At 72.9% G+C, this 25,614-nt stretch carries 21 protein-coding genes and 1 riboswitch; of the genes, 12 read left to right on the forward strand and 9 right to left on the reverse strand.

Going from position 1 to position 25,614, the window contains the following annotated elements:
- Positions 1 to 81: 81 nt before the first annotated feature.
- Positions 82 to 1,866: a peptidase gene (locus AB0F29_RS19110; RefSeq protein ID WP_361873454.1), complete on the forward strand. Its 1,785-nt coding sequence runs from the start codon at positions 82 to 84 to the stop codon at positions 1,864 to 1,866.
- Positions 1,867 to 2,253: 387 nt separating this feature from the next.
- Here the strand turns inward: AB0F29_RS19110 and AB0F29_RS19115 are convergent, their stop codons facing one another.
- A complete protein-coding gene (locus AB0F29_RS19115) occupies positions 2,254 to 2,562 on the reverse strand; it encodes a chorismate mutase (RefSeq protein ID WP_361873456.1) in 309 nt (102 codons plus the stop codon).
- A gap of 358 nt (positions 2,563 to 2,920) precedes the next feature.
- On the opposite strand from AB0F29_RS19115, the gene guaA reads away from it, so the two are divergent.
- The 6 genes from guaA to AB0F29_RS19145 all read left to right on the forward strand — a co-directional run bounded on the left by guaA (position 2,921) and on the right by AB0F29_RS19145 (position 8,983).
- Positions 2,921 to 4,507 (forward strand): glutamine-hydrolyzing GMP synthase, encoded by a 1,587-nt coding sequence (gene guaA, locus AB0F29_RS19120; RefSeq protein ID WP_361873458.1) that lies wholly within the window; start codon positions 2,921 to 2,923, stop codon positions 4,505 to 4,507.
- 128 nt (positions 4,508 to 4,635) lie between these two features.
- Complete coding sequence (locus AB0F29_RS19125; RefSeq protein ID WP_361873460.1) at positions 4,636 to 5,247, forward strand: Uma2 family endonuclease; 612 nt, start codon at positions 4,636 to 4,638, stop codon at positions 5,245 to 5,247.
- 84 nt (positions 5,248 to 5,331) lie between these two features.
- Positions 5,332 to 6,087 (forward strand): class I SAM-dependent methyltransferase, encoded by a 756-nt coding sequence (locus tag AB0F29_RS19130; RefSeq protein ID WP_361873462.1) that lies wholly within the window; start codon positions 5,332 to 5,334, stop codon positions 6,085 to 6,087.
- Positions 6,088 to 6,188: 101 nt separating this feature from the next.
- Positions 6,189 to 6,977 (forward strand): class II aldolase/adducin family protein, encoded by a 789-nt coding sequence (locus tag AB0F29_RS19135; RefSeq protein WP_361873464.1) that lies wholly within the window; start codon positions 6,189 to 6,191, stop codon positions 6,975 to 6,977.
- Between the two features lie 113 nt (positions 6,978 to 7,090).
- Entirely contained in the window at positions 7,091 to 8,359 is a 1,269-nt protein-coding gene (locus AB0F29_RS19140; RefSeq protein WP_361873466.1) for a hypothetical protein, read from the forward strand.
- A gap of 117 nt (positions 8,360 to 8,476) precedes the next feature.
- The gene (locus AB0F29_RS19145; RefSeq protein WP_361873468.1) at positions 8,477 to 8,983 is read left to right on the forward strand and encodes a DoxX family protein; all 507 of its coding nucleotides are present in this window, start codon (positions 8,477 to 8,479) and stop codon (positions 8,981 to 8,983) included.
- Here AB0F29_RS19145 and AB0F29_RS19150 read toward each other — a convergent pair.
- Together AB0F29_RS19150 and AB0F29_RS19155 are read right to left on the reverse strand one after the other, a co-directional pair.
- Entirely contained in the window at positions 8,893 to 9,153 is a 261-nt protein-coding gene (locus AB0F29_RS19150; protein ID WP_361873470.1) for a hypothetical protein, read from the reverse strand. The two genes, AB0F29_RS19145 and AB0F29_RS19150, sit on opposite strands and share 91 nt — an antisense overlap.
- Positions 9,140 to 10,492, reverse strand: coding sequence for a PspC domain-containing protein (locus tag AB0F29_RS19155; RefSeq protein ID WP_361873472.1), 1,353 nt, complete (start codon positions 10,490 to 10,492; stop codon positions 9,140 to 9,142). The genes AB0F29_RS19150 and AB0F29_RS19155 overlap by 14 nt, the downstream gene beginning before the upstream one ends.
- A 229-nt stretch (positions 10,493 to 10,721) precedes the next feature.
- On the opposite strand from AB0F29_RS19155, the gene AB0F29_RS19160 reads away from it, so the two are divergent.
- Together AB0F29_RS19160 and AB0F29_RS19165 are read left to right on the forward strand one after the other, a co-directional pair.
- On the forward strand, positions 10,722 to 12,008 hold the full coding sequence (locus AB0F29_RS19160) for a PspC domain-containing protein (RefSeq protein ID WP_361873474.1): 1,287 nt from the start codon (positions 10,722 to 10,724) through the stop codon (positions 12,006 to 12,008).
- Positions 12,005 to 12,700: a response regulator transcription factor gene (locus AB0F29_RS19165; RefSeq protein ID WP_007450924.1), complete on the forward strand. Its 696-nt coding sequence runs from the start codon at positions 12,005 to 12,007 to the stop codon at positions 12,698 to 12,700. The genes AB0F29_RS19160 and AB0F29_RS19165 overlap by 4 nt, the downstream gene beginning before the upstream one ends.
- 9 nt (positions 12,701 to 12,709) lie before the next feature.
- Here AB0F29_RS19165 and AB0F29_RS19170 read toward each other — a convergent pair whose 3' ends face one another.
- Together AB0F29_RS19170 and AB0F29_RS19175 are read right to left on the reverse strand one after the other, a co-directional pair.
- Complete coding sequence (locus AB0F29_RS19170) at positions 12,710 to 13,480, reverse strand: GNAT family N-acetyltransferase (protein WP_361873476.1); 771 nt, start codon at positions 13,478 to 13,480, stop codon at positions 12,710 to 12,712.
- Positions 13,481 to 13,522: 42 nt separating this feature from the next.
- Complete coding sequence (locus tag AB0F29_RS19175) at positions 13,523 to 14,602, reverse strand: C40 family peptidase (RefSeq protein ID WP_361873478.1); 1,080 nt, start codon at positions 14,600 to 14,602, stop codon at positions 13,523 to 13,525.
- A 246-nt stretch (positions 14,603 to 14,848) separates the two neighbouring features.
- On the opposite strand from AB0F29_RS19175, the gene AB0F29_RS19180 reads away from it, so the two are divergent.
- The gene (locus AB0F29_RS19180; RefSeq protein ID WP_003966864.1) at positions 14,849 to 15,202 is read left to right on the forward strand and encodes a hypothetical protein; all 354 of its coding nucleotides are present in this window, start codon (positions 14,849 to 14,851) and stop codon (positions 15,200 to 15,202) included.
- A gap of 45 nt (positions 15,203 to 15,247) precedes the next feature.
- On the opposite strand, the gene AB0F29_RS19185 is transcribed toward AB0F29_RS19180, so the two are convergent.
- Complete coding sequence (locus AB0F29_RS19185; RefSeq protein ID WP_361873481.1) at positions 15,248 to 16,456, reverse strand: NlpC/P60 family protein; 1,209 nt, start codon at positions 16,454 to 16,456, stop codon at positions 15,248 to 15,250.
- Positions 16,455 to 16,604, reverse strand: a riboswitch (cyclic di-AMP (ydaO/yuaA leader). It overlaps the preceding gene by 2 nt.
- A 297-nt stretch (positions 16,605 to 16,901) precedes the next feature.
- On the opposite strand from AB0F29_RS19185, the gene pcrA reads away from it, so the two are divergent.
- Positions 16,902 to 19,343: a DNA helicase PcrA gene (gene pcrA, locus AB0F29_RS19190; protein ID WP_361873483.1), complete on the forward strand. Its 2,442-nt coding sequence runs from the start codon at positions 16,902 to 16,904 to the stop codon at positions 19,341 to 19,343.
- A 96-nt stretch (positions 19,344 to 19,439) separates the two neighbouring features.
- Here pcrA and AB0F29_RS19195 read toward each other — a convergent pair whose 3' ends face one another.
- Positions 19,440 to 21,248 carry a M23 family metallopeptidase gene (locus AB0F29_RS19195; protein WP_361873485.1) on the reverse strand — a complete coding sequence of 603 codons (1,809 nt, stop codon included), beginning with the start codon at positions 21,246 to 21,248 and terminating at the stop codon, positions 19,440 to 19,442.
- 205 nt (positions 21,249 to 21,453) lie between these two features.
- Positions 21,454 to 22,365, reverse strand: coding sequence for an alpha/beta fold hydrolase (locus AB0F29_RS19200; protein WP_361873487.1), 912 nt, complete (start codon positions 22,363 to 22,365; stop codon positions 21,454 to 21,456).
- Between the two features lie 338 nt (positions 22,366 to 22,703).
- Between AB0F29_RS19200 and AB0F29_RS19205 the strand changes: the two genes are divergently transcribed.
- On the forward strand, positions 22,704 to 23,117 hold the full coding sequence (locus tag AB0F29_RS19205; protein ID WP_003966859.1) for a cobalamin B12-binding domain-containing protein: 414 nt from the start codon (positions 22,704 to 22,706) through the stop codon (positions 23,115 to 23,117).
- 318 nt (positions 23,118 to 23,435) lie between these two features.
- Here AB0F29_RS19205 and AB0F29_RS19210 read toward each other — a convergent pair whose 3' ends face one another.
- The gene (locus tag AB0F29_RS19210; protein ID WP_361873489.1) at positions 23,436 to 25,127 is read right to left on the reverse strand and encodes a DUF5691 domain-containing protein; all 1,692 of its coding nucleotides are present in this window, start codon (positions 25,125 to 25,127) and stop codon (positions 23,436 to 23,438) included.
- Between the last annotated feature and the right edge of the window lie 487 nt (positions 25,128 to 25,614).

A 25,614-nucleotide genomic window follows, 5' to 3' on the forward strand; every position in this document is an offset into this window, starting at 1 on the left:
CGGTGAGCTGCGCGGTCGAACCCGTACCGCGACGACCGTCACAGCGGTCACACAGCTTCCGCCGAGTCCCAGAGGTCCCCGATGACACCCTTCACCCCGAGCATCGCGCTGCGCCGTGCGGCGGGCTCCCTCGCCGCCGCGGGTCTCCTGGCCGCGGCCTCGCTCGCCGGGGCGGCCGCCCCGGCGGGGGCCGCCGACGTACCGGTGTTCGCCCTCGGCGGCCCCGCCGGGACGGGGCTGAACCCGTACCCGGAGAGCGGCGAGCCGCGGCACTCCACGCTCGGGTTCACCATCGACAACCCGAGCCAGGACGAGGAGAACGACGGTTACGAGGGCGACTTCACGCTCACGTTCGACCTCAGCGGCATCGAGGGCGTCGCCGAGGTGGCGTTCGACGGCGAGTCCGGCGGCGCGGATTGCGAGGTCACCGGCGCGAAGGCGGTCTGCGAGGACCGGGGCATCCGGCCGGGCAGCCGGCCCGCCGCCGACCTCCTGGTCACCGCCGCCGAGGGCAGCCGGGCCGGGGACACGGGCACGATCAGGGTGACCGGCGAGGCGGAGGGCGCCACCTTCACCCCGTTCACCACCCGGCTCACGGTCGGCGGCCCCGACCTGGTCATGCACCGGCTGCCCTTCGACCAGGAGCTGAACCCGGGAGACGAGCAGGAGGCCCCGATCACCTTCACCAACCGGGGCAGCCGGGACGCCGGCGGCGTACTGCTCACCCTCATGTACTCCCGCGGCCTCGACATTCCGCAGCGCTACGCCAACTGCGAGTACACCGTGGACGGCCCGGACGGCCCGGACGGCCCGGACGCCCCGGGCATCGGCTGGACCACGGCCCTCTGCTCCGTCGAGGGCGCCTTCGAGGCGGGCGAGACGTACACCCTGGCGACCCCGCTGACCATCGAGGCCACCACCCGCGCCTACTACGACACCTTCGTCTACCGCATCCACGAGGACGGCGCCGCCGAGCGCGCCGCCCAGCGTACGGGCGCCCCCTTCGCGCGGGGCGCGGGCCCCGCGCTGAAGGCGGTCCCGGCGAAGGCCTCCCACCAGGGCGCGACCGCCCGGGCCAGTGACCTCACCCCGGAGGACAACCAGCAGGAGGCCGACTTCCGTACGAAGAACACGGCCGACTTCGTGGCGTACGGCGACGAGGCGTCCGGAGCCGCCGGGACCACGGTGAAGGCCGACATCGGCTTCCGCAACGAGGGTCCCGCCTGGATCGGCCACCTCCGCTCCGGCGAGCCCGTCGCCACCGTCGACTTCACCGTCCCGCAGGGGGCGTCGGTCACCGCGAAGCCGGACCGCTGCCGTGCGGTGACCGCTAACGGGAAGTACCGCGAGGACCAGAAGAGCCCCGCCCCGCGTTACGTCTGCGCCACCTCGATGACCGTGTGGGAAGGGGCCGACCTCGGCCTGCCCTTCGAGCTGCGGATCGACAAGGCCCTGATCGGCGCGAGCGGCGAGGTGACCGTCCGCGGCACCCGGCCGCAGAACCCGGCACTGCCGTTCGACCCCGAGCCCGCCAACAACACCGCGCACCTGATCCTCAACGGCGAGGGCGGCGGCTCCGACTCCGGCGGCTCGACGGGCGGCCCCGCCGGCGGCCCCGGCGAACCGTCCACCCCGCCGGCCTCGGCCCCGGACCCGGAGGAGAGCCCGTCCGGCACCTCCGGACCCTCGGCCTCCACCACGTCCGGCGGCGGCCCGGCGGGTACGGCCGGGGGCGCTGGCGGCGGGGGCGGCCTCGCCTCGACGGGATCGAGCGCCCTGATCGCCTCGGGCACGGCGGCCGCGGCGCTGGCGGGGGGCCTGGTGCTGTTCACGGCGGCACGGCGACGGGCTGGGCGGCACGCCTGACCGGCGGCGGAGAAGGACGGAGAAGGGGCAGAGGAGGACAGAGAAGGGGCGGAGGAGGGGAGCCGGCCTCCGCCGGGATACTTCCGATGCGACCGACCCGGGCGTCCCCGGGTACGGCCGCATATGGGGTGACCGGGCTGCTGTCCCCTGCGGACCGGTCACTTACGCCGGGACGTGGTCCCACGACGTACCTGCGGTACGTCACACGTCCCGGCGGAGCCACGCGTGGTTTCCTCCGGTGCCGCCCCTGGTTGGCACGGACATCGGGCTCAACGAAGGCACCGCGCCCCCGGTCACGCGCCGTACGGGTGAGACGGGTCCCGAACGTAGATACGGCCCCCGTGCGGCATACGGAGAACCGTTCCGTCCGGGTTCCGCCGGCCGGCCTCACACCCGGCCGCGGCACAGCTCCAGGAGCGTCATCGCCAGCGCGGTGCCCGGCTTGCCCAGCGCGTCCCTGTAGTGGCCGAGTACGGCCGTCTCCCGGGAGAGGTTGACCCGTCGGCCGCCCGAGGCGATGCGGGCCTGCTGGATCACCGCCGAGACGGCCATCCGTTCCTGGACGAGGCCGATGATCCGGTCGTCGAGGGCGTCGATGCGCTCCCGGGCGCCGCCGATCAGGACGGCGGCCTCGTCGGTGCGGGCGCCGGTCAGCTCGGCGGGGGTGACGGCGGCGGTGCCGGTGGTGCTGCTCATGGTGGTGACTCCCGGTGGGGTGACGGCCCCCCGGGGCGAGAAGGCCCGGACACGCGAGACGCCCCGGGCCTGCTGGCCCGGGGCGCCTGGAACGTTGCTTGTCAGTAGCTCAAGCAGCACGACCATGGCAGCCGGCGGGCCGGATGCCATAGGTAAAGACGAAGGTCGTGTGCTGACGCATGGGGCACAGTATGGCCCCGCTCCAGCGGCCCCCACAAAACGGGGCCCGGATCCTGAGACGCGACGAGCACCGGTCCCGAGGCCGCCGGCCCCCTCCGCCGGCCCGGCGGAGGGTCCGCGCACGGCCGGTAGAATCGGAAGAACCAACCCCCTTCACCACCGCCGGAAGGCCGCCCCCGTGCCAGCAGCACCCCCCGCCGCCCCCGACGCCACGGCCGACGTGGTCCTCGTCGTCGACTTCGGCGCGCAGTACGCCCAGCTCATCGCCCGCCGTGTCCGTGAGGCCCGGGTCTACAGCGAGATCGTCCCGTCCACCATGCCGGTGGCCGAGATGCTGGCGAAGAACCCGCGCGCGATCATCCTCTCCGGCGGCCCCTCGTCGGTGTACGCGGAGGGCGCGCCGTCCCTGGACCGCGCGCTCTTCGAGGCCGGGGTGCCCGTCTTCGGCATGTGCTACGGCTTCCAGCTGATGGCCACCACGCTCGGCGGCACGGTCGACGACAACGGGGCCCGTGAGTACGGCCGTACCCCGCTGCACGTCTCCAAGGCGGGCTCCACGCTCTTCGAGGGCACGCCCACCGAGCAGCCGGTGTGGATGTCGCACGGCGACGCCTGCTCGGCGGCCCCCGAGGGCTTCACCGTCACCGCGTCCACCGACGTCGTACCGGTCGCCGCCTTCGAGAACGACGAGAAGAAGCTCTACGGCGTCCAGTACCACCCGGAGGTCATGCACTCGACCCACGGCCAGCAGGTCCTGGAGCACTTCCTCTACCGCGGCGCGGGCATCGAGCCGAACTGGACCACGACCAACGTCGTCGAGGAGCAGATCGCGCTCGTCCGCGAGCAGGTCGGCGACAAGCGCGCCATCTGCGCCCTCTCCGGCGGCGTGGACTCCGCGGTCGCCGCGGCCCTCGTCCAGAAGGCCATCGGCTCCCAGCTCACCTGCGTGTACGTCGACCACGGCCTGATGCGCAAGGGCGAGACCGAGCAGGTCGAGAAGGACTTCGTGGCCGCGACCGGCGCGAAGCTCAAGGTGGTCGACGCACAGAAGCGCTTCCTCGACGCCCTGGCCGGGGTCTCCGACCCCGAGCAGAAGCGGAAGATCATCGGCCGCGAGTTCATCCGCGTCTTCGAGCAGGCCCAGCTGGAGATCCTCCAGGAGGACGGCCCGGAGGTCGCCTTCCTCGTCCAGGGCACGCTCTACCCGGACGTCGTCGAGTCCGGCGGCGGCACCGGCACCGCCAACATCAAGTCCCACCACAACGTCGGCGGACTCCCCGACGACATCGAGTTCCAGCTCGTCGAGCCGCTGCGCCAGCTGTTCAAGGACGAGGTCCGCATGGTCGGCCAGGAGCTGGGCCTCCCCGAGGAGATCGTCCAGCGCCAGCCCTTCCCCGGCCCCGGCCTCGGCATCCGTATCGTCGGCGAGGTCACCAAGGAGCGCCTGGACCTGCTCCGCGACGCCGACGCCATCGCCCGCGAGGAGCTGACGGCGGCCGGCCTGGACCGCGACATCTGGCAGTGCCCGGTGGTCCTCCTCGCCGACGTCCGCTCGGTCGGCGTCCAGGGCGACGGCCGCACCTACGGCCACCCGATCGTGCTGCGCCCGGTCTCCTCCGAGGACGCCATGACGGCCGACTGGTCGCGTCTGCCGTACGAGACGCTGGCGAAGATCTCCACCCGCATCACCAACGAGGTCGCCGACGTCAACCGCGTCGTCCTCGACGTGACGAGCAAGCCGCCGGGGACGATCGAGTGGGAGTGACCCCTCCCGCCTCCTGAGAGCCCTCAGGTCAACGCCGATGCCGTCGCTCATTCGTCTGGGCGGCGGCATTGTCGTATCGGGTGGGTACGCTGAGTGAAGAGACGAGACTTCGGCGTATGGGAGCAATTATGAGCGCCGCACCCGAGCACAGGCTTGAGCAGCAGCCGAACCGGTGGCCTGTCCCGCCGGAGGGCGGCTGGACGGCGGACGACCTCGACCGGATTCCGGGCCTCCCGCCCCACACCGAGCTGATCGACGGGAGTCTCGTCTTCATGAGTCCGCAGCGTAAGTTCCACACGCGAGCCATGTGGTTGCTGGAGACGGCACTGCTCACGCACGTGCCGGCGGATCTGGACGTGGACCGGGAGATGACGATCAGGCTGGACCGCAGAAATCGCCCGGAGCCCGATCTGCTGGTGTACCGCGCCGAGGCGGACACCGGCGCCGACCAGACCTGGTATGCACCGGAGGACGTCGTCCTGGCCGTCGAGGTCGTGTCGCCCGACTCCGAGGACCGGGACCGAGGCGTCAAACCGCGCAAGTACGCCGAGGCCGGGGTGCGGCATTTCTGGCGGGTCGAGCAGGGACCGGATGACCTGCCCGTCGTCTACGTCTACGAACTCGACCCGGCGACGGACACGTACACGCCCACCGGAATCCACCGCAAGAAGATGAACCTCGACGTCCCGTTCCCGGTCGACATCGACCTCACGCAGATCTACCACCGAGGCCGCCCCTAGGTCCTGGACCTGGGCCCTGGACCGGGGCCCTGGACCTGGAAACCGCTGGCACGGGCCCCGCCCCCCGTGCCAGGCTCCTCCCCCATGTCCGCCCAAGAAGTCCGCGCCATCGTGTCCGCCGCCGGTAACGACCGCCTCACCTGGAACACCCCGCTCTCCGAGGAACACGCGGCCCGGCTGATCGCCGCCTGCGATCCCGCTCCCGGATCGCGGATCACCGACCTCGGCTCCGGCTGGGGCGAGTTGCTGATGCGGCTCGTCGAAGCCGCGCCCGGCTCCACCGGGGACGGCGTCGAAACCGATCCGGCAGCCGTGGCGCGCGGGCGGAGACTCGCAGAGGCGCGAGGGCTCGCGGACCGGGTGCGGTTCCACGAGGTGCCCGCCGCCGAGTGGACCGAGGGCGGGTACGACCTCGCCGTCTCCATCGGCTCCTCGCACGCCTGGCCCGGCACGACCCGTGAGGCCCTCACCGCCCTCGCCGCCACCGTGCGCCCCGGCGGACGGATCCTGTTCGGCGAGGGGATCTGGTTGAAGGAACCGACCCCCGCCGCACTGGAGGGCATCGGGGCCGAGCCCGGCGACTTCGGGTCGCTGCTGGAGCTGATCCGGCTGGCGGAGTCCGTGGGGCTGCGCGCACTCCAGGTCACCGTCGCCGACGAGCGCGAATGGGACCTCTTCGAGTCCGAGGGGCCGATCGGCCGCGGGCAGCGCTGGGCACTGGAACACCCGGACCACCCGCTGCACGCCGAGGTGACGGCCGAGATCGACGCCCGCCGCACCGGCTACTACGGCGGCTACCGCTCGTACCTCACGCTCGCCTATCTGGTGCTCAGCGCCTGACGCGGCACCTGACCCCGCCCAAGGGCGTCACACCTCTGGCCACCTGGCCCACCCGGCGGTAACTTCCGGTCGCGTACGCCCAGGGAACCCGAGGAGCCGCCATGTCCGAGCATGTCGCCGTGCCCGCCCCCGCCCCCATCCCCGTCGAACAGCTCCAGTTCGCGATGCCGCCCGTGCACGCCTCACCGGACGAGGAACGCGCGTACCGCAGGGAGCGGCTGGCGGGCGCGCTGCGGCTGTTCGGGCAGCTCGGGTACGAGGACGGGGTCTCCGGACACATCAGCGCCCGTGACCCCGAGCTGGCCGACTGCTGCTGGGTCAACCCGTTCGGCGCGCCCTTCGCCGACCTCGCCCCGCAGGACCTGATCCTCGTCAACGGCGACGGCCAGGTGGTCCGGGGCCGTTTCCACGTCAACCAGGCCGCGTTCGCCGTCCACGCGGCGGTTCACCGGGCCCGCCCGGACACCGTGGCCGTCGCGCACACCCACTCGGTGCACGGGCGGGCGCTCTCCGCGCTCGGGGAGCCCATCGAGCCGATCACCCAGGAGTCCTGCGCCTTCTACGAGGACCACGCGCTGTACGACGCCTACTCCGGGGTCGTCGTGGACGAGGACGAGGGCCGGCGGATCGCCGCCGCGCTCGGGCCGCACAAGGCGGTGATCCTGCGCAACCACGGGCTGCTGACCGTCGGCGGCTCGGTGGACGCGGCGGCCTGGTGGTTCCTCACGATGGAGCGCGCCTGCCAGGTGCAGCTGCTGGCGCGGGCCGCCGGGAAACCCGTCCTCATCTCGCACCGGGACGCCGTCACCACCCGCGACCACCTCGGCGGCGACCTGGTGGCCTGGATCAACTACCAGCCCCTGTGGCAGCGGATCGCTCGAACATTCTGACGGCCCCCGCCCGTCGGCCGCCCCGATGCGGGCAGCGGCCGCCCGGTACGGCACAATTCGCGGATATCGCGAGTGAGTTGGCTGTACCGGGGCGGGAAAGGGCGTAATCCTCCGTGGCGTTGGACGAATCCAGGACGAGCGGCACGCACAGCGGCGGCTGTACGTGTGGCGACTGCCCGCACGGAGCCCGTCGCGGACACCGGCGCGCCGTCGCCGCGTTCCTGGCCAAACGGGACGAACTGGCGGCAGGCAAGGGGCTTCCCGCCGGGGTCGCCCAGTCACCGTCCGCGTCCCGGCAGTGGGTGTCCGACGAGCTGACCGGGTCCGCCCGTACCGTCGCCGAGCGGGCACGGGAAGCCGGTGACGCCTGGCTCCACCAGGTCTGGCGGGGGACGTTGTTCGCCGTCTGGGGTGCGGCCGGGGCCCTCCTCGTCGGTGCGAGCCTCACCGCGATCGGGGCCGGCTGGTCCACCGCCCGTACCGCCGGGCTGATCGCCGCCCTCCTCACGGCCGGGCTGCTCACCGCCGCCGCCCGCTTCCACCGCGCCCGGGGCGGCCTCCTCGCTCCGCTGATCGGGGAGGACAACCGGCTCTCCACCTCCCGGACGGTCGCCGGGGCCTGGGTGCTGCTGGCAGTCTTCGCCGTTCTCGTGCTCGCGCTGCAACTGGCCGGGGCCTCCGACCCGGAGAAGAGGGACGCGCTGATCGAGGGCCTCGACCTCGTGCGCTCCGCCGGGGTCGTGGCCGTGCTGGCGCTCGTGTGCGCCGTCGCCGTCGTCGTGCGCCGCGTGGTGACCGTACGGGTGCTGGGCCAGCGGCTCCAGAAGCTGCGCGCCGACCGGCCGCGCGCCGCCGACCTGCTCACCGACGACTCGGGGCGCGGCTCCTTCACCGATGTGCAGTACGTGCTGGTCAGCGCCGTCGCCGTGCTGTTCGCCGCGGTGCGACTGGCCCGCCGCCCCGAGCAGCTGCCCGACCTGCCGTGGGGGCTCGCGCTGCTGGTGGCGGTCTCGGCGGCGACCTACTTCGCCGGGAAGTACGCGGAGGGCGGCCGTCCCGTCGTGCTGTCCGTCGTGCGGGCCCGGGAGGCCGGGGACCTGGACGCCCCCATCCGGACCGGCGACGACATCGAGATCCGGGGCGCGGGCTTCGTACCGCCCGGCGCGGGCGGCCCCGACCGGCTGGCCCGGCTCGTCGTACGGATCGGCACGGTCCATGTCCACGTACCGCTGATCCCGGTCGCCGGAGGCTTCGCCAACCCGACCGACACCGTTCTCACCGTGCCCGTCCCGGTCGAGGTCGAGCCGGGGACCGTGGACGTCCAGGTCGTCACCGCCGCCGGGGTGGAGACCAACCGCTGCCCGATCGACGTCACGGACTGACCGGTACCGGCCCCGGGCGAATTCCCGCCGCCGATCGCGTCCCAGCCCTGGTGAGCAGCGCGCCGAGGGCGTACGTATGGTCGAGGTGACGGGATCTCGGGAAGCAGGGCAGTGGTGATGAACGGTTACGGCGGCGGATCGTACGGTCTGGGCGAGCGCAGGACACTGAGGGAGCAGGCGGGCACGTACGCCCTGCTGCCGCTGCGCGTCTTCCTCGGCGTCACCTTCGTGTACGCGGGCCTCGACAAGCTCACGGACAGCGCGTTCCTGTCCGCGACCGGCACCGGCTCCATCGGCGAGATGATGCGCGGGGTGCGCGACTCCTCCGCGATCCCCGCCCTCGTCGACCTGGCGCTGAAGAGCCCCGAGGGCTTCGGTCACGCCATCGCGATCGGGGAACTCCTCGTCGGCCTCGGCACCCTCGTCGGGCTCTGGGCCCGCCTCGCGGCGCTCGGCGGCGCGCTGATCTCGCTGAGCCTCTGGCTGACCGTGAGCTGGCAGGCCACCCCCTACTACTACGGCAACGACCTGCCCTATCTGATGGCGTGGCTGCCGCTGGTGCTCGCGGGCGCCACCGTGTTCTCCGCCGACGCCTTCCTCGCCTCGCGCCGCCGCAGCATGTAGGCGGCCCACGTCACCGTCGCGGCCAGCCACAGCCCGCCGAGGAACAGCGGCAGGAAGAACGTCCACGGGACCTCCCAGGCCCCGGCGGCGTCGGCCGCGTACCCGCCGGCCAGGCCCAGCATCGCCAGGCCCGCCACCGCGCGGCCGGGCCGGAATTCATGACGCAGCACGGGTGACCTCCACCTGTCCGATGCCGACTTCCAGCACCAGTTCGATCGTTCCGGCGGGCTTCGTGCCCGCGGGCGGCGGCAGCGTCCGCCGCTTCGCCTCGTCGCTGTTGATCCGGACCTGGACCCGCTGCCCCTCCTCCAGCAGGATCTCCCCGAGACCCGCCTCGGCGCGCACCTTCACCGTCACGTTCTCCGGGACGACGACGGCCGCCCGCCCCGCCGCCACATCGAGCCCCGTGCGCACGGTCGTGCCCTTGGCCACCTTCAGTCCGGACAGGTCCAGCCGGGCGTCGCCCGTACGCAGCTCGTAGTGCGGGGCGACGGCCGACACCGACGCCGGCCGCCACTCCTGGCGCGCCCACGAGGTGTCGATGTCCTTCGGCAGCACCGCCGCGCCCGCCAGCAGACCCGCCGTGACCATCGCCATCAGGACCGTGCCGAACCCGGTCCGCCCCAGCAGCGAGGCGATCAGCAGGCCGAGCCCGAAGACGGCGAGAGCGGCGACCAGGCCGATCTGGAGGGCGGTGCCCAGCGGCTGCTGCTCCCAGCTCAGTCCGGTGCCCAGACCGCCCGCCACCAGCGCCGTCAGGAAGACGGGACCGCCGATGGAGCGCGGCCCGCGCTCCGCGGGCGACGGCTGCGGCTTCAGGAACGGGGCGTCCGGAGCGGGCCGCCCGGACGTCGCCCCGGCGTGCGCCGTGCCGACGTCCGTGTCCGGCGGACCCCACAGATAGCCGGGGCCGACCGGCCCCGTGGTGCCGTCCTTGACGATCGGGCCCCGCCACCACGACGGACTGCCCGGTGTCGGCGGGGCCTTCACCTCCGGTGGCGGCGTGCCGAGCCCGCCCGTATGCACGGGGCCGGGCAGGGCCGCCGGCGCGCCGGGCGGGGCCGCCGGGTCCTCCGGGGCCCCCGCCGTCCGCCGGGACTGCGTCCACACGGAGAACCCGACGACGGCCAGCGTCAGCAGCGCGGCGAACGCCAGCATGTCCCGGTTGTGCAGCATCGACAGGAACAGCCCGCAGCCGATCAGCGCCAGCAGCAGCGCCACCAGGGACGCCCCGTCGACCCGTCCCGACAGCAGTTTGCGCGCCTCGTTCTCGTCGTCGCCGTCCGCGGGGAGCAGCAGCCAGGCGAAGCCGTAGAAGATCAGACCGATGCCTCCGGTCGCCGACAGCACACCGAGCACGATCCGGAAGATCACCGGATCCACGTCGCAGTACCGGCCGAGTCCGCCGCACACCCCGGCGACGACCTTCTGTCGCGGGGTGCGCCGCAGCGTCGGCTTCGGCGCTTCGGGGGGCGCGACGCCGGGAGCGGCGTCCGAGGGAGCGGTCATGCCTCCATGGTGACGGTCCGCACCCCCCGCCGGGACCCGCGCCGACCCTGGCCGGTCCCTGATATTGCCCGGTGACGCCCCTGAGGGGCCGGGGCACACGCGCCGGGCCCAGGCCCTGTCGTCGCGGGGGAGGGGAGCTGTCATCAGGCGTGCGCTGGGGACAGCATCAGGGTCACTTCGGGGGCCGACCCTGATGCCGCCCCGCGTCCGCACGTGTGACGATCGGGGTATGCCAGCCGCCACCGCCCGAGCCGCCAGCTCCGTCGCCGCCGACCCGGAGGAGCCCGCACCGCGCAAGCTCTACCGCAGCGCCGACGGCCGGCTGCTCGGCGGTGTCGCGCGCGGGCTCGCCGGACACCTCGGGCTGCCCGTCGCCTGGGTGCGGTTCCTCTTCCTCGGGCTGTTCTTCACCGACGGCCTCGGCGCGGTGCTCTACGCGGTGTTCTGGATTGTCGTGCCGCTCGGCGTCGGCGGCGTCGACGCCCCGCGCTCCGTGTTCGAGACGTCGGCGGAGGGCCGCCGCAAGCTCCGCAAACCGGACAGGGGCCAGGTCTTCGCGCTGGTCGCCCTGACCATCGGGGCCGTCGCGTTCGTCGTCAACGTCGACATGGGCAGCGAGGCCGACCGCTACATCTGGCCCACCCTCCTGATCGGCGCGGGCTCCGTCCTGGTCTGGCGGCAGGCGGACAACGCCCGCCGCGCCCGCTGGATGGAGACCGGTCGCAACCGCAAGCTGCTGCACCTGGCCCGCGGCCTCGCCGGGGTGGCCCTCGTCGGCCTCGGCCTCGCCGTGTTCCTGGTGGTGCGCGGCTCGGCCGCCCAGCTCGGCAACGTGCTCACCGCGGCCATCGCCGTACTCACCGGCATCGCCCTGCTCGCCGGCCCCTACCTGGTGCGGATGACCCAGGACCTCTCCGAGGAGCGCCTGATGCGCATCCGCGCCCAGGAGCGGGCCGAGGTCGCCGCCCACGTCCACGACTCCGTGCTGCACACCCTCACCCTGATCCAGCGCAACGCCGACGACGGCGGCGAGGTCAGACGCCTCGCCCGCGCCCAGGAGCGCGAGCTGCGCAACTGGCTCTACAACCCCGAGGGCACCGGCAAGGACGAGGACGACGAACCGGAGACCCTGGCGGAGGCGGTCAAACGGGCCGCCGCCGAGGTCGAGGACAAGCACGGTGTCCCGCTGGAGGTCGTCGTGGTCGGCGACTGCCCCCTCGACGACCGGCTGACCGCACAGATGCAGGCCGCGCGCGAGGCGATGGTCAACGCCGCCAAGTACGGTGGCGAGGGCGGCGCCGTCCAGGTCTTCGCGGAGGTCGAGGGCCGCACGGTCTTCGTCTCCGTACGGGACCGGGGCCCGGGATTCGACCTCGACGAGGTTCCCGGGGACAGGATGGGCGTACGAGAATCAATCATCGGCCGGATGCAGCGCAACGGCGGCAGCGCCCGGCTGCGTTCGGTGCCCGGCGGGGGCACCGAGGTCGAGCTGGAGATGGAGAGGGCGAGCGAATGACCGAGAACACCGAAGCCACCGGGGGCCCGGAGCGACGGGTACGGGTCGTGCTCGTCGACGACCACCGGATGTTCCGCACCGGGGTGCAGGCCGAGATCGGCCGCACCGAGGAGACCGGCGTCGAGGTGGTCGGCGAGGCGGCCGACGTCGACCAGGCGGTCACCGTCATCACGGCGACCCGCCCCGAGGTCGTCCTCCTCGACGTCCACCTCCCGGGCGGCGGCGGCGTCGAGGTGCTCCGCCGCTGCGCCCCCATGATGGGCACGGCCGAGAACCCGGTCCGTTTCCTCGCGCTCTCCGTCTCGGACGCCGCGGAGGACGTCATCGGCGTCATCCGGGGCGGTGCGCGCGGCTATGTCACCAAGACGATCACCGGCACCGACCTGGTGAACTCGGTCTTCCGGGTCCAGGAGGGCGACGCGGTCTTCTCGCCGCGGCTGGCCGGCTTCGTCCTGGACGCCTTCGCCTCCACGGACGCCCCGCCGGTCGACGAGGACCTGGACCGCCTCACCCAGCGCGAGCGCGAGGTGCTGCGGCTGATCGCCCGCGGTTACGCGTACAAGGAGATCGCCAAGCAGCTGTTCATCTCGGTGAAGACGGTCGAGTCGCACGTCTCGGCGGTCCTCAGGAAGCTCCAGCTCTCCAACCGGCACGAGCTGACCCGGTGGGCGACGGCTCGACGGCTGGTCTGAGACCGTTGCTCACCGGTCGTCCGGCTCCAGCGAGATGTTGACCTTCTCGCCGATCCGGCGGTAGCCGATGCCCGCGTAGACCCGCTCGACGCCGGGGTCGCCCGGCTCCAGCCAGACCGCTCGGCAGCCCTGATCGAGGGCCCGTTCCGTCAGCCAGGCGGAGAGCGCGGCGCCCACGCCCCGGCGGCGGTGGCGGGCGGCGACGGCGAGCCCGGCCAGCTCGCTCAGGCCGTCGATCGCGGCCGAGCAGCCGCCGGCCCCGGCCGGCGCGCCGTCGAGGACCGCCAGTGCGGCGACCCCGCCGCCGCCGGCCGCCGCGCGCAGCCAGTCGGTCATTCCCGGCTCCGGCTCGCCCTCGCCGCCGAACCCGTGGTGCTGGACGCGGGCGGCCTCGGTGAACTCCGCCTCGGTGACCGGTGTGCCGATACGGAGGCCGTCGACCGGTTTCGGCGGCCGGAGGTCCTCGCGACCGCAGACGAGTAGCGGGGCGCGGTTCTCCACGGTGAAACCGGCGGCCAGCAGGGCCGGTTCGACGGCCGGGGCCCAGGCGGGCAGGAACTCCAGGCGGGGGAGCCGTTCGTGCTTCCCGAAGGCGTCGACCAGGGCCGCCACATCGTCCGCCGTGGGTTCCGCGCCCCGGTCGGGGATGGCGTAGTTGGCGTACTTCAGCTCCCAGCCCGGGTTGTGCCGGACGGTGAACGGGCCCACCCGGTAGTGGTCCGGGGAGCGCAGCGCGAGCGCCCGGGCGTAGTCCTGGACGGCGTTCGCCATCGACGTCATACGGGGATTCCTCCGGCGGGAGATCGGGACCTGCGCGGCGGACTATGCCACCCGGGTCGCTCCGGCGAAAGGCATTTGGTCGACGGGCGCGATGCGGACCGGCGCTCCGGGGCGCGGGGCGTGGATCATCTGGCCGCCGCCGATGTAGAGGCCGACGTGGCTGATCCCGGAGTAGAAGAAGACCAGGTCACCGGGGGCCAGTTCGGAGCGGGGGACCCGGGCTCCGGCGTTGATCTGGGTGTAGGTGGTGCGCGGCAGGCTCACGCCCGCCGCCTTCCAGGCCGCCTGGGTCAGGCCCGAGCAGTCGAAGCCGTTCGGGCCCGTCGCGCCCCAGACGTACGGCTTGCCGATCGCGCCGTACGCGAAATCGATGGCCTGGGCGGCGCGGGACCCGGGGGCCGCGACCGGACCGCCGCGGACGGTCGAGCGGTCGGCGTGGGCCGGGCCGCCGGCACCCCGGGCGTCGGCGGAGCGCGCATGGGCGGCGCGCTCGTCGGCGGTCAGGGTGTCCAGCAGCCTGCGGGCGTCGGCCAGCTTGGTGCGGATCGCGGTGCGGTGTTCGCGCAGCTCGGCGCGGCGGGCGGCGAGGCGTTCGGTCTCCTGGTCGGCGCGAGCCTTGACGCGGGTGATCTGGGAGACCTGCCGCCGGATGCCGCGCAGGAGGCCGCTCTGCCGGTCGCCCGCCCGGTCGAGGTAGGAGGCGCGTTGCAGATAGGCGTCGGGGTCGGAGGAGAGCGCCAGTTGCAGGGCCGGGTCAAGGGTTCCGCTGCGGTACTGCGCGGTGGCCAGCGAACCGAGGGCGTGCCGGGCGGTGTTGAGGCGGGCGGTGCGACGGGCGGCCTCGTCGGCCAGTGCGTCGACGGCGCGGGTGGCGGTGGCCGCCTCCTCCTTCGCCCCGTTGTACTTCTCGGTGGCGACCTCGGCGTCGTGGTAAAGCCGGTCGACCTTCGCCTTGACCTGCGCGGCGGTGGGCGCCGGTTCGGCGGGGGCCGCGCCCGCCCCGGTGACCGATCCCGCGGTGGCTGCCCCGGCGAGCGCCAGGGTGGCGGCGGTGCGGGCAGCAGAGCCGGTGAGCGGGCGCTGCTTGGGTTTTCGGTGAGCTGACCTGCGGTGCGCTGCCACGGGGGCGGCATCCTTCCTGTCGGCTGTCCGCCGGGATATACCGGCGGGTCCGTGAAGGACGCTAATCCCGGGGCCGGGAAAAGAGTCGCCATGACTGCTATTGCCCTGATGTGACGTTTCATCGGTCTTGGTTGATCACCGATGCGTCCACATATCAGGGCAATGCGTTCAATGCCGGAGGTAGCGCACAAGGAAGGTGTGCCTCACTGAAGGGCGCATCCCCGGCCCTGGCTAGGCTCCGGAGCCATGGACGTACTCATCAATGTCTTCGTCGCCCTGCACATCATCGGCATCGCCTCCCTGCTGGGCGGCTTCCTGACGCAGATGAAGGCCATGGGAGCGGGCACCGCCCGCTTCACCCCCGCCATGCTGCACGGCGCGCTGACCATGCTCGTCACCGGCATCGCCCTGGTCGGGCTCAATCAGGCCGACGACCAGACCGTGAACAACGTCAAGATCGGCATCAAGCTCGCGCTGCTGGTCGTGATCCTCGCCCTCGTCTACGTCAAGCGGGACGACGAGACGGTGGACAAGGGCGCGTTCGCCGCGGTCGGCGGACTGACGGCCGCCAACATCTTCATCGCCACGGTCTGGACCTGAGGCGTTCCGGGGGCGGCCGCTGAGAAGCCGCCCCCGGATCACGCACTACGCCGGGCGCACGCTTCCGTAGATCGGCATGGAGTAGATCGACTCCTCGCGCACGTTCGCACCCGGCTTCGGGGCGTGGATCATCATCCCGTCGCCCTTGTAGATGCCGACGTGGCTGATGTCGTCGTAGAAGAAGACCAGGTCTCCGGGGACCAGATCGGACGTGGCGACCCGCGTTCCGACCTCCACCTGGTCCCAGGTCGTCCGGGGCAGGGTCACGCCCGCCTCCCGCCACGCCGCCTGCGTCAGCCCCGAGCAGTCGTAACTGGAGGGGCCCGACGCGCCCCACACGTACGGCTTCCCGATCTGGGCGCGGGCGAAGGCCAGGACCTTCTCCGCCTTGGTGGCGTAGCCGCTGTCCGTACCGGTGCCGTACCCGGAGCCCGGATCCGTTCCCGTACCCGTACCGGATCCGGAGCCCGTGCCCGAACCGCCGCCGGACTCCTTCGCCGCCTCCTCGCGGGCCTTCTCCTCGGCCTCGGCCCTCTCCTTCGCCTCGGCGGCCTGCCGGGCGGCCAGCTTCGCCGCCTTCTCCTTCGCCTCGGCCTCCTGTCTGCGCTCCAGCTCCGCCAGCCGCGCCTTCTCCTCGGCGGTCAGCCTCGACAGCAGGCCCCGGGCCTCGGTGAGCTTGGACTGCACGTCCTTCTTGCTGGAGGCGAGCGTGGCCTGCGTCTCGGTGAGGGTCTCCAGGCTCTTCACCGCCTCCGCGCGCTTCCTCGCCGCCGAGGCCTGCTGCGTACGGACCTCGTCGACAGCCTTCTGCTGCCGCTCCGTCGCCCGGTCCATCAGCCGGCTCTGGTCGAAGTACCCCTGCGGGTTCTCCGCCAGGAAGAACGTCGCCGCGGGCGCGATGCCCCCGTTGCGGTACTGGGCCGCCGCGTAGGAGCCCAGTGCCCGGCGCGCCTCGTTGATCTTCTCGGCCCGCTTCGCCACGTCGGAGAGCAGCGAGTCGACCTTCGTCTGCTGGGACGCGGAGGCGGCCTTGGCCCGGTTGTACTCCTGGGTCGCGGTGCCCGCCTGCCGGTACAGGGCGTCGACCTTCTTCCGCACTTCTTCGATGGCGGGCTTCGGCTCCGCCGGCGCGGCCGTGGCGCTCTGCGTGGAGAGCAGCGTCACGGAGGCCAGCGCGGCCGTCGTCAGCCCGACGGCGGGTGTGGTGGTGCGCACCTTCGTGCGCGGCTTGCGATGCGATGCCAAGACCGGCATCTCCTTCCGTGGGCCGCCTACCGGGTTAGCTGTCGGGTTCGGACGGAACGGAAGGCTGTCCTACGGTCCGGCCGCGAGGGCACGGACCGATTCACCCCGGTGTCGCGTGTGGGTCCCCGGTTCCGAACGGCCTGGGCGGCAGGACGGATTCGGCAGAGGCGCCCGTCGGGCGTGGTTCGCCCCAGGGAGGTACGGGCCACCTGACCGAGCACGCTAGCCAACCGGCCCCGCCGCTGGGAAGGACGATGAGCGATATGCCCGATACATTTTCGTGACCTTTCCGGATCGGGGGCCCGGCACCCCCTCCCACCGGGCACTCCTTCACGGAACGTCGACGTCCGGTCTCTGCGCGTACGGGGGAGAGGCGGGCGATTCCCCGGTGCCGACGGCCGCTTCCCGGCTTCGGCCGAAGGTTGTCAGTCCGGCCGCCTAGACTCAGGAGGCGATGAGCAGCCTCTTTGACGACAGTTTCCTGACCGGCCTCCAGCCCGTGGAGGACGGCCCCCCGCCGCCCCCCGAGGACCACGCGCCCGAAGCGGTGCCGGAGGGACTCTTCGGAGGCGTCTACGACGCGCCCCCGCCGCCCCGGGACGGGTACTACCGGGACGGTCACGCGCGCCCGGTGATCGACTCCGCCGCCCTGCTCGACGGGTTGAACACCGAGCAGCGCGCCGCCGTCGTGCACGCCGGGTCCCCGCTGCTCATCGTCGCGGGAGCCGGCTCCGGCAAGACCCGCGTCCTCACCCACCGCATCGCCCACCTGCTGGCCGAGCGCGGGACGCACCCCGGGCAGATCCTCGCGATCACCTTCACCAACAAGGCCGCGGGCGAGATGAAGGAACGCGTCGAGCAGCTCGTCGGCCCTCGCGCCAACGCCATGTGGGTCATGACCTTCCACAGCGCGTGCGTCCGCATCCTGCGCCGCGAGTCGAAGAAGCTCGGCTTCACCTCGTCGTTCTCGATCTACGACGCCGCCGACTCCAAGCGCCTGATGGCCCTGGTCTGCCGCGACCTCGATCTGGACCCGAAGCAGTTTCCGCCGAAGTCCTTCACCGCCAAGGTCTCCAACCTCAAGAACGAGCTCATCGACGAGGAGACCTTCGCCGGGCAGGCCGCGGACGGTTTCGAGAAGACCCTGGCCCAGGCGTACGCGCTCTACCAGGCCCGCCTGCGCGAGGCCAACGCCCTGGACTTCGACGACATCATCATGACGACGGTCCACCTGCTCCAGGCCTTCCCCGACGTCGCCGAGCACTACCGCCGCCGCTTCCGCCACGTCCTCGTCGACGAGTACCAGGACACCAACCACGCCCAGTACACGCTGGTGAGGGAGCTGGTCGGCCCGGCCGGGGAGGCCGACGCACCCGCCGAGCTGTGCGTGGTGGGCGACGCGGACCAGTCGATCTACGCCTTCCGGGGCGCGACCATCCGCAACATCCTCCAGTTCGAGGAGGACTACCCGAGCGCGACGACGATCCTGCTGGAGCAGAACTACCGCTCCACGCAGACGATCCTCTCCGCCGCCAACGCCGTGATCGAGCGCAACGAGAGCCGCCGCCCCAAGAACCTCTGGACCAACGCCGGCAGCGGCGCCCGCATCACCGGCTACGTCGCCGACACCGAGCACGACGAGGCGCAGTTCGTCGCCGACGAGATCGACCGGCTCACCGACGCGGGCGACGCCAAGGCGGGCGACGTCGCCGTCTTCTACCGGACCAACGCCCAGTCCCGTGTCTTCGAAGAGATCTTCATCCGCGTCGGCCTGCCCTACAAGGTCGTCGGCGGTGTGCGCTTCTACGAGCGCAAGGAGGTCCGGGACGTCCTGGCCTACCTCCGGGTCCTCGCCAACCCCGAGGACACCGTCCCGCTGCGCCGCGTCCTCAACGTTCCCAAGCGCGGCATCGGCGACCGCGCCGAAGCGATGATCGACGCCCTGTCGATGCGCGAGAAGATCTCCTTCCCGCAGGCACTGCGCCGTGTCGACGAGGCGTACGGCATGGCCGCCCGCTCGTCCAACGCGGTCAAGCGCTTCAACACGCTGATGGAGGAGCTGCGCACGATCGTCGAGTCCGGCGCCGGCCCCGCCGTCGTGCTGGAAGCGGTCCTGGAGCGCACGGGCTATCTCGCCGAGCTCCAGGTCTCCACCGATCCGCAGGACGAGACCCGCATCGAGAACCTCCAGGAACTCGCCGCCGTCGCCCTCGAATTCGAGCAGGAGCGCGGCGACGAGGAGGGCGCGGGCACGCTCGCGGAGTTCCTGGAGAAGGTCGCGCTCGTCGCCGACTCCGACCAGATCCCCGACGAGGACGAGGACGGCTCCGGCGTCATCACGCTGATGACCCTGCACACGGCGAAGGGGCTGGAGTTCCCGGTCGTCTTTCTTACCGGCATGGAGGACGGGGTCTTCCCGCACATGCGGGCCCTCGGCCAGACCAAGGAGCTGGAGGAGGAGCGCCGCCTCGCGTACGTCGGCATCACCCGCGCCCGCGAGCGGCTCTACCTGACCCGGGCCGCGATGCGCAGCGCCTGGGGCCAGCCCTCGTACAACCCGCCCTCGCGGTTCCTGGAGGAGATCCCGGAAGCGCACCTGGACTGGCGGCGCAAGGGCCCGATGGCCGCCCCCGCGGGGCCCACCTCCGGCATCACGTCCTCACTGTCCTCCTCCCGCTCCCGCTCCGGGCCCTCGGGATTCGCGACGCGGCGCGGCGGCGCGGAGAAGCCGACGGTCACCCTGGTGGCCGGGGACCGGGTCACGCACGACCAGTTCGGGCTCGGCACGGTGACGGCCGTCGAGGGCTTCGGCGACCAGGCCAAGGCGACGGTCGACTTCGGCGACGAACGCCCGAAGAAGCTGCTGCTGCGGTACGCGCCGGTCGAGAAGCTGTAGACGGGCGGGGGCAGGCCGGGCCGGACAGACGGAAGCGGGAGAAAGGGCCGAAGCCCTTTCTCCCGCTTCCGTCTGTCCGTGCTCGTGATGTCCGTCTCAGCTCGGGTCGATGCCCTTGCTGCGCAGCCACGCCAGCGGGTCGATGGCCGAGCCGCCGCCGGGCCGGACCTCGAAGTGCAGGTGCGGACCGGTGGAGTTGCCCGAGTTCCCGGAGTACGCGATGACGTCGCCGGCCTTCACCGGCCCGGAACGGATCTTGGTGCTGCTGAGGTGGCAGTACCAGGTCTCGGTGCCGTCGGCGGCGGTCACGATCGCCATGACCCCGTAGGCGCTGTTCAGCTGCGTGCGTACGGTGCCGTCGGTCGCGGCCATCACCGGAGTGCCGTACGAGACGGGGAAGTCGATGCCCGAGTGCACGGACATCCAGTTGACGCCCGCCTGGCCGTAGTAGGCGCTGAGCCCGTGCTGCTTGACCGGCAGGACGAACTTGGGACGCAGCGCCTCGCGGCGTGCGGCCTCCTCCTCGCGCTTCTTCTTCTCCGCCGCCTGCCGCTCCCGCAGGTCGATGCGCTCCTGGGTGCGGCTCGCGCGCTCACGGAAGTCGTCGCTGCCCTCGGAGAGCTGCTCCAGCTGGCTGTCCAGCCGGTTGTTCGCGGCGACCGGCTTGACCGTGCTGGGGTCGGCCACAGCCAGCGAGGTGGTCGTCTCCTCCGGCTTCTCCTCGCCGCCGGGCATCCCGCCGACCGAGGCGGCGGCGATGCCCGCGACGCTCATCACACAGGCGGAGGGCACCGCGACGGTCAGCAGGGCGGAACGCTTGGCGGGAGTACGCCGACGGGCCCGGTTGCGGGGGGCGGGGGGGCGGACGGCGGTGCGGTTGACGGAGTGCGCGGCGGGGAAGTCGTCCCCGGCTTCCGGCTCCGGCACGGCGTCCGGTGCGAGGGCGGCGAACTCGGCGGTGGAGTGGGGGCCGGTCTCCGGCTCCTCGGCCGTACCGTCCGGTTCGGCCGCCGCCCCGGGCGCCGTCGCGTCGGCCGGCTGCTGTTCGTACAGCGGGTGCGACGTCTGTTCGGGTTCGTACGCGGTGTCCCCGGGCGTGGCGCCGGAGTTCCACGCGGTCGCGTCGTAGGCGCCCGTGTCGTACGTACCCGTGCCGTAGGAAACGGTGCCGTAAGCGCCGGTTTCGTAGGCGCCGAAGTCGTACGAACCGGTGTCATGCGCACCGGTTTCATGCGCACCGGTGTCATGGGTGCCCACGTCGAACGTGCCGGCGGTGAAGGCGGTGGTGGCGTACGTCCCGGTGTCGGCGGCGACGGCCGCCGCGCCGTACGCGCCGGTCGGGTACGACCCGGTCTCGTAGGCGTCGGCGCTGTGGACTCCGTGGACGCCGTCGGCTCCGTATGCGGTACCGGTCGGGTACGTACCGGTGTCGTAGGCGTCCGTCCCGTAGGCCCCGGCGCCGTACGCCTCCGTGGCGTACGCGGTGTCCGTGCCGTACGGGGCGCCGGGGAAGCCGGTGGTGGGGAACGCGCCGGTGTCGGCGGTCGCCCACTGCCCGGTCAGGTTCTGGTCGGCGACCTGTTGCCAGGCCCCGGAGGTGTCCCACTGCTGCGGGGTCTGCTCCTGGGCGGCGTAACCGTCGTAGGCGGGTGTCTGCTGTGCGCCGGTGTCGGTGTTCCACGCGGAGGAGTCGTACGAGCCGCTGTGGTCCGGCTGTCCGGTCGCGTACATCGTGTCGTAACCGGCGCCGTAGGTGGTGTCGCCGTGTCCGGCGGCGGGGTGACCCGCGTCGTAGCCGGTGTCGTGGCCGCCCGGAAGGGAGCCGAAGAGCGGGTCGGTGTCGAAGCTGCCGGTCGATCGGTCGTCGTACCCGACATGCCCGGCGTGGGGGTGCTGGTCGTTCACCAACTTCTCTCTCGCCTCGGCAGCAGGACTGTTCTGGCTCCCGGTCAGGGGAGTCCCAGGGGGAAGCAGTGGCCGCGACTGTACCCGGCGGTATGTGAGGACGACAATCTTCGACAGGTTTTGCGTTCGTAGGAAACGGGCAATCGGCCGTCTTTCGGTGGACGGCAGACGCAGCCTTGGCCTTACGTTCGACTGATGTTCTATTTCAGGCCGCGGACGTCGCCCCGGCGGTGGATCCGGCGGCGGCGGCGGTGTCCTCTCCGGCCTCCGGTGCCTCAAGAGCCTCACGGATCGCGGCGGCCACCGTCGGGTGCACGGGCAGCGCGAGGTGTCCGATGCCCGTGACGCGTACGTTCACCGCGTCGAGATCGGGATGGTCGACGCGCGCGGTTCCGACCGGCACCATCACCTGGTCCAACTCGCTCCAGAAGCTCACGAACCGGGTCCGGCAGCCGGGAGCGGGGGCGCGCAGCTCCTCGATCACCGAGGAACCGCCGCGCATCTGACGCACGATGGGGTGAACGCCCGCCCCTCGGGCGACGGCGGTGCCCCCGTGCGGGGTTCCGAGCGTCACCAGAGTGCGCACCCGCCGGTCACCGCCGAGTCGCTGTACGTAATACCGGGCGATCAGGCCGCCGAGGCTGTGCCCGACGATGTCGACCCGGCTGTGCCCGGTGCGCTCGCAGATGTCCTCCACATGCCGCCCGAGCAGTTCGGCGGCGGTGGGGATGTCGCGTGTCAGCGGCGAGTAGTTGAGGGCTTCCAGGTGGCGGTGGCCGTGCCGGGTCAGTGCGCGCCGCAGGACGACGAACACGGAACGGTTGTCGATGAAGCCGTGCAGCAGGACGACGGGCGGCGCGGCGGCGGCCGCGACCGGCAGGGCGGTGGTCTCGGGCGGAGCGGCGGCCTGGGGCGGGGTGGTCCCACCGTGATCCGGTCCGTCGGCCCCGGTGCTCGGGGGCCGGGTCGGCGGGCGGGGGGACCGGCGGCGCTCCGGGGTGAGGCCGAAGGGGTAGGCGATCAGGTGCCCGGCGAGGACGGCCAGCTCCAGCGCGGTGGCGCCGAGGAACGCGGACGACAGGCGGGGCAGCGGGGAGAGGAGAGGGAGGAGCTTCACGGCCGGCCTCCTGCACTGGCGTACGGGGGAGGAGACGGCTCCCGTGCCCGTACGCCCATGGAGTGAGTCTCTGTCGTCCGCGAGGGTCGCGGACGTGCGGGCCACGGGGGCCGCACCACCGTGCCGTGCGGCTGGCGGCGCGGTGGTACGACCACCTCGTGGCGGCTCCCCTGGGGTGTCCGATCGGTCACGTACGGGGCAATGGCGCCCGGCGAACAGGTCCCACATGTGATTTCCCCCTCCCCGCCTGCCGCGAAACAGCGCCTTGCGGGATGCTGTGGATAACGTTCGTTCACATCCCCGGCCCTTCAGGCGCGGGAGACCAGGTGGAGGCAGTGATGGGTGTGACCGGTCCGATCCGTGTGGTGGTGGCCAAGCCGGGACTCGACGGCCACGACCGCGGGGCCAAAGTCATCGCGCGGGCGTTGCGGGACGCCGGTATGGAGGTGATCTACACGGGGCTCCACCAGACTCCCGAGCAGATCGTCGACACGGCGATCCAGGAGGACGCCGACGCCATCGGCCTCTCGATCCTCTCCGGGGCGCACAACACGCTGTTCGCCAAGGTGATCGAGCTGCTGAAGGCCCGGGAGGCGGAGGACATCAAGGTGTTCGGCGGCGGGATCATCCCGGAGGACGACATCGCGCCGCTGAAGGAGCTGGGCGTCGCGGAGCTGTTCACCCCGGGGGCGACGACGACCGAGATCGTCACGTGGGTCAACGCCAACGTCCGCCAGGCCGCGCAGGCCTGACCACCGGCCCCGGAGCGGGCCCGCTGCGTACGGGCCCGCGCGGGCGACGGCTGTTCCGTCGCCGTCCCGGGGCGTCGCTGCCGCCCTCGCCCTCGCCCGCGTGTGTGCTCGCGGTCGCGGTCGCCGGCGTGCGTGTGTGCTCGCGGTCGCCGCCGCCCGGGCGCGGGCCCGAGTCTTCCGCGTTCTCGAGGTCGCCCGGGTGCGTGCGTGCCCGCGTCCTCCCCGCGTCTTAGTCGTCGTTTGTCACGGCGGTGGCCGGGTCAGCTCCGTTCCCTCGCGGCGGCGGGCAGATCCGCGCCGCTCTCTCCCCCCCCCGCATCAGGACATCAGTTCCGCCTCCATCGCGGCGCGCAGCCGCAGGGTGGAGACCAGGCGCTGGAAGGCTTCCGACCAGTAGCCGCCCGCCCCCGGCGATGCCCCCTCCTGCTCGTCCTGCGCGGCCGTGAGGACCTCCAGCCGGTCGGCCTCGGCCGGATCCAGACAGCGCTCCGCGAGGCCCATCACTCCGCTGAAACTCCAGGGATAGCTCCCGCCGTCCCGCGCGATGTCGAGAGCGTCGACCACCGCACGCCCGAGCGGCCCGGCCCAGGGGACCGTGCACACCCCGAGCAGCTGGAACGCCTCCGAGAGGCCGTGCGCGGCGATGAACCCGGCCACCCAGGAAGCGCGTTCGGCCTGCTCCAGGATCGCGAGGAGCTTCGAGCGCTCGGCGATCGAGGCCGCCCCGGGGCTGCTCGCCGGGGGCGCTGAGGGGCGCCCGAGCAGGGCCCGGGCCCACTGCGGATTCCGCTGCCGCACGGCCGCCCGGCACCAGGCGGCGTGCAGCTCGTCAGCCCAGTCGTCGGCGACGGGCAGGGCCACGACCTCATCGGCGGGACGTCCGCCGAACCGCTCCTCCCAGCGGCCCAGCGGGGTGGCCTCCACCAACTGGCCGAGCCACCAGGACCGTTCGCCCCGGCCGCTCGGCGGGACCGCGGCGACGCCGTCGCGCTGCATCGCCGCGTCGCACTCGTGCGGCGCCTCCACGGCTATGGAGACGCTGCCCCCGGTACGGTCCGGGTTCACGCAGGACATCGCGCGGGCCGCCATCCGCCCGGCGAGCGCCGACTCGGGCAGGGCGGACAGCAGTTCGGCGGCGGTGGCGCGGACATTGCGGCTGCGATCGGAGAGGGCCTGCTCCAGGAACGGCTCGTCGTCGCCCCCGAGCCCGGACCGCAGGGAGTCCAGGAACATCAGCCGGTCCTCGGCCCGTTCGGCCGGCCAGGTCGTGCCGAGCAGGGCGAGCGCCGCGGGCGGATCCTGCGCCCGTACGGCGTCGAGCAGCGCGACCCGCTCCGCGAACAGCCCCTCCTCCCACAGCCGGTGCACCGCTTCCGGGTCCGTGACGTCGGAGTGGAGCGCACTGCTCGCCGCGCCCCGCAGGGCGAACTTCCAGTCGGGATTCAGCCCGGCCAGCCACAGACCGCGCGGCCCGGCGAACGCGAGTGCCTGCGGGCGCAGGTCCGTACGGGCGCGGGCGGCGTCCAGCAGCTGCGGCAACAGGGCCGCCGGGGCGCGGAAACCCTTCCGGTTGGCGGTGGCCAGCCACTGCGGGATCAGCTCGGTGAGGTCGGGGGCGGCCCCGCGGCGCCCGCTGCCCGAAGGCGCGGCACGGTCGGCCAGCAGGTGGGCGAGCCGGTGCCGGGCGGCCTCGGGCAGCGCCGGGCGGGGATCCGGTGCCGCGGGCTCGGGCCGCGCATCCGGCACGGCCGGCAGCAGCCCGGCCCGCTGCCGCACGGTGTGCAGCGCGGCGGCGTCCAGCAGGGCGGTGGGCGCATCGGCCGGTACGGGGCCGCCGTGCGGCGTCGGGGGGCGGCGGTCGGTGCCCAGGAGCGCCGAGGTGACGAGCTCCTCCCAGGGGAGGGAGTCGACGGAGGCGCGAGCGGCGGCGGGAACGGCGGTAACGGCCGTATCCGCGGCAGCGGCAGCGGCGGTGGTAGTGGTGGTGGTGGGTCTGGTCGAGCGAGGCATCTTTCCCCTCCAGCGGCAGAAGTACGCGGATGTCGGACTGGGGCGGCGGACTGATGGCGGGGGGAAGGGCGGTGGGCCGGGGCGACGGGCCGAGGCGGCGGGCCGGAGTTCGCGGTGGCGGGCGGGCGGGCGGCGCGGTCGGCGGGGTGTGCCGGGCAGGCGGACTGGGGCGGCACGGAGGCGCGGCGGGCAGCGAGCGGGGGACGGGCCGGAGTTCGCGGGCGGTGGGCGTTTGGGACCAGGTCGTCGGGTGCGGTGGGCAGGTGAGGCGGGGGGTCGGGTGCTTGTGGGCAGTTGGGGTGGGCCGTCGGGGCGCGCCGCCCGGGTGGGGCGACGTCGTCGGGCGGTGAGCGGGGGACGGGTCGGGGTCGGCGTGCCCGGGGCGTTGGGTGCGGTGGGCAGGTGGGGCAGGGGGGTCGGGTTCTGCCGGGCGGGGTGGGGTGTCGCCCGGGCGCGCCGGGCCGGGCGCCCGGTCGCGCGGGTCGGA

Origin of the sequence: Streptomyces sp. NPDC026589 (assembly GCF_040638385.1) — a bacterium.
Classification (GTDB): Bacteria; Actinomycetota; Actinomycetes; order Streptomycetales; family Streptomycetaceae; genus Streptomyces.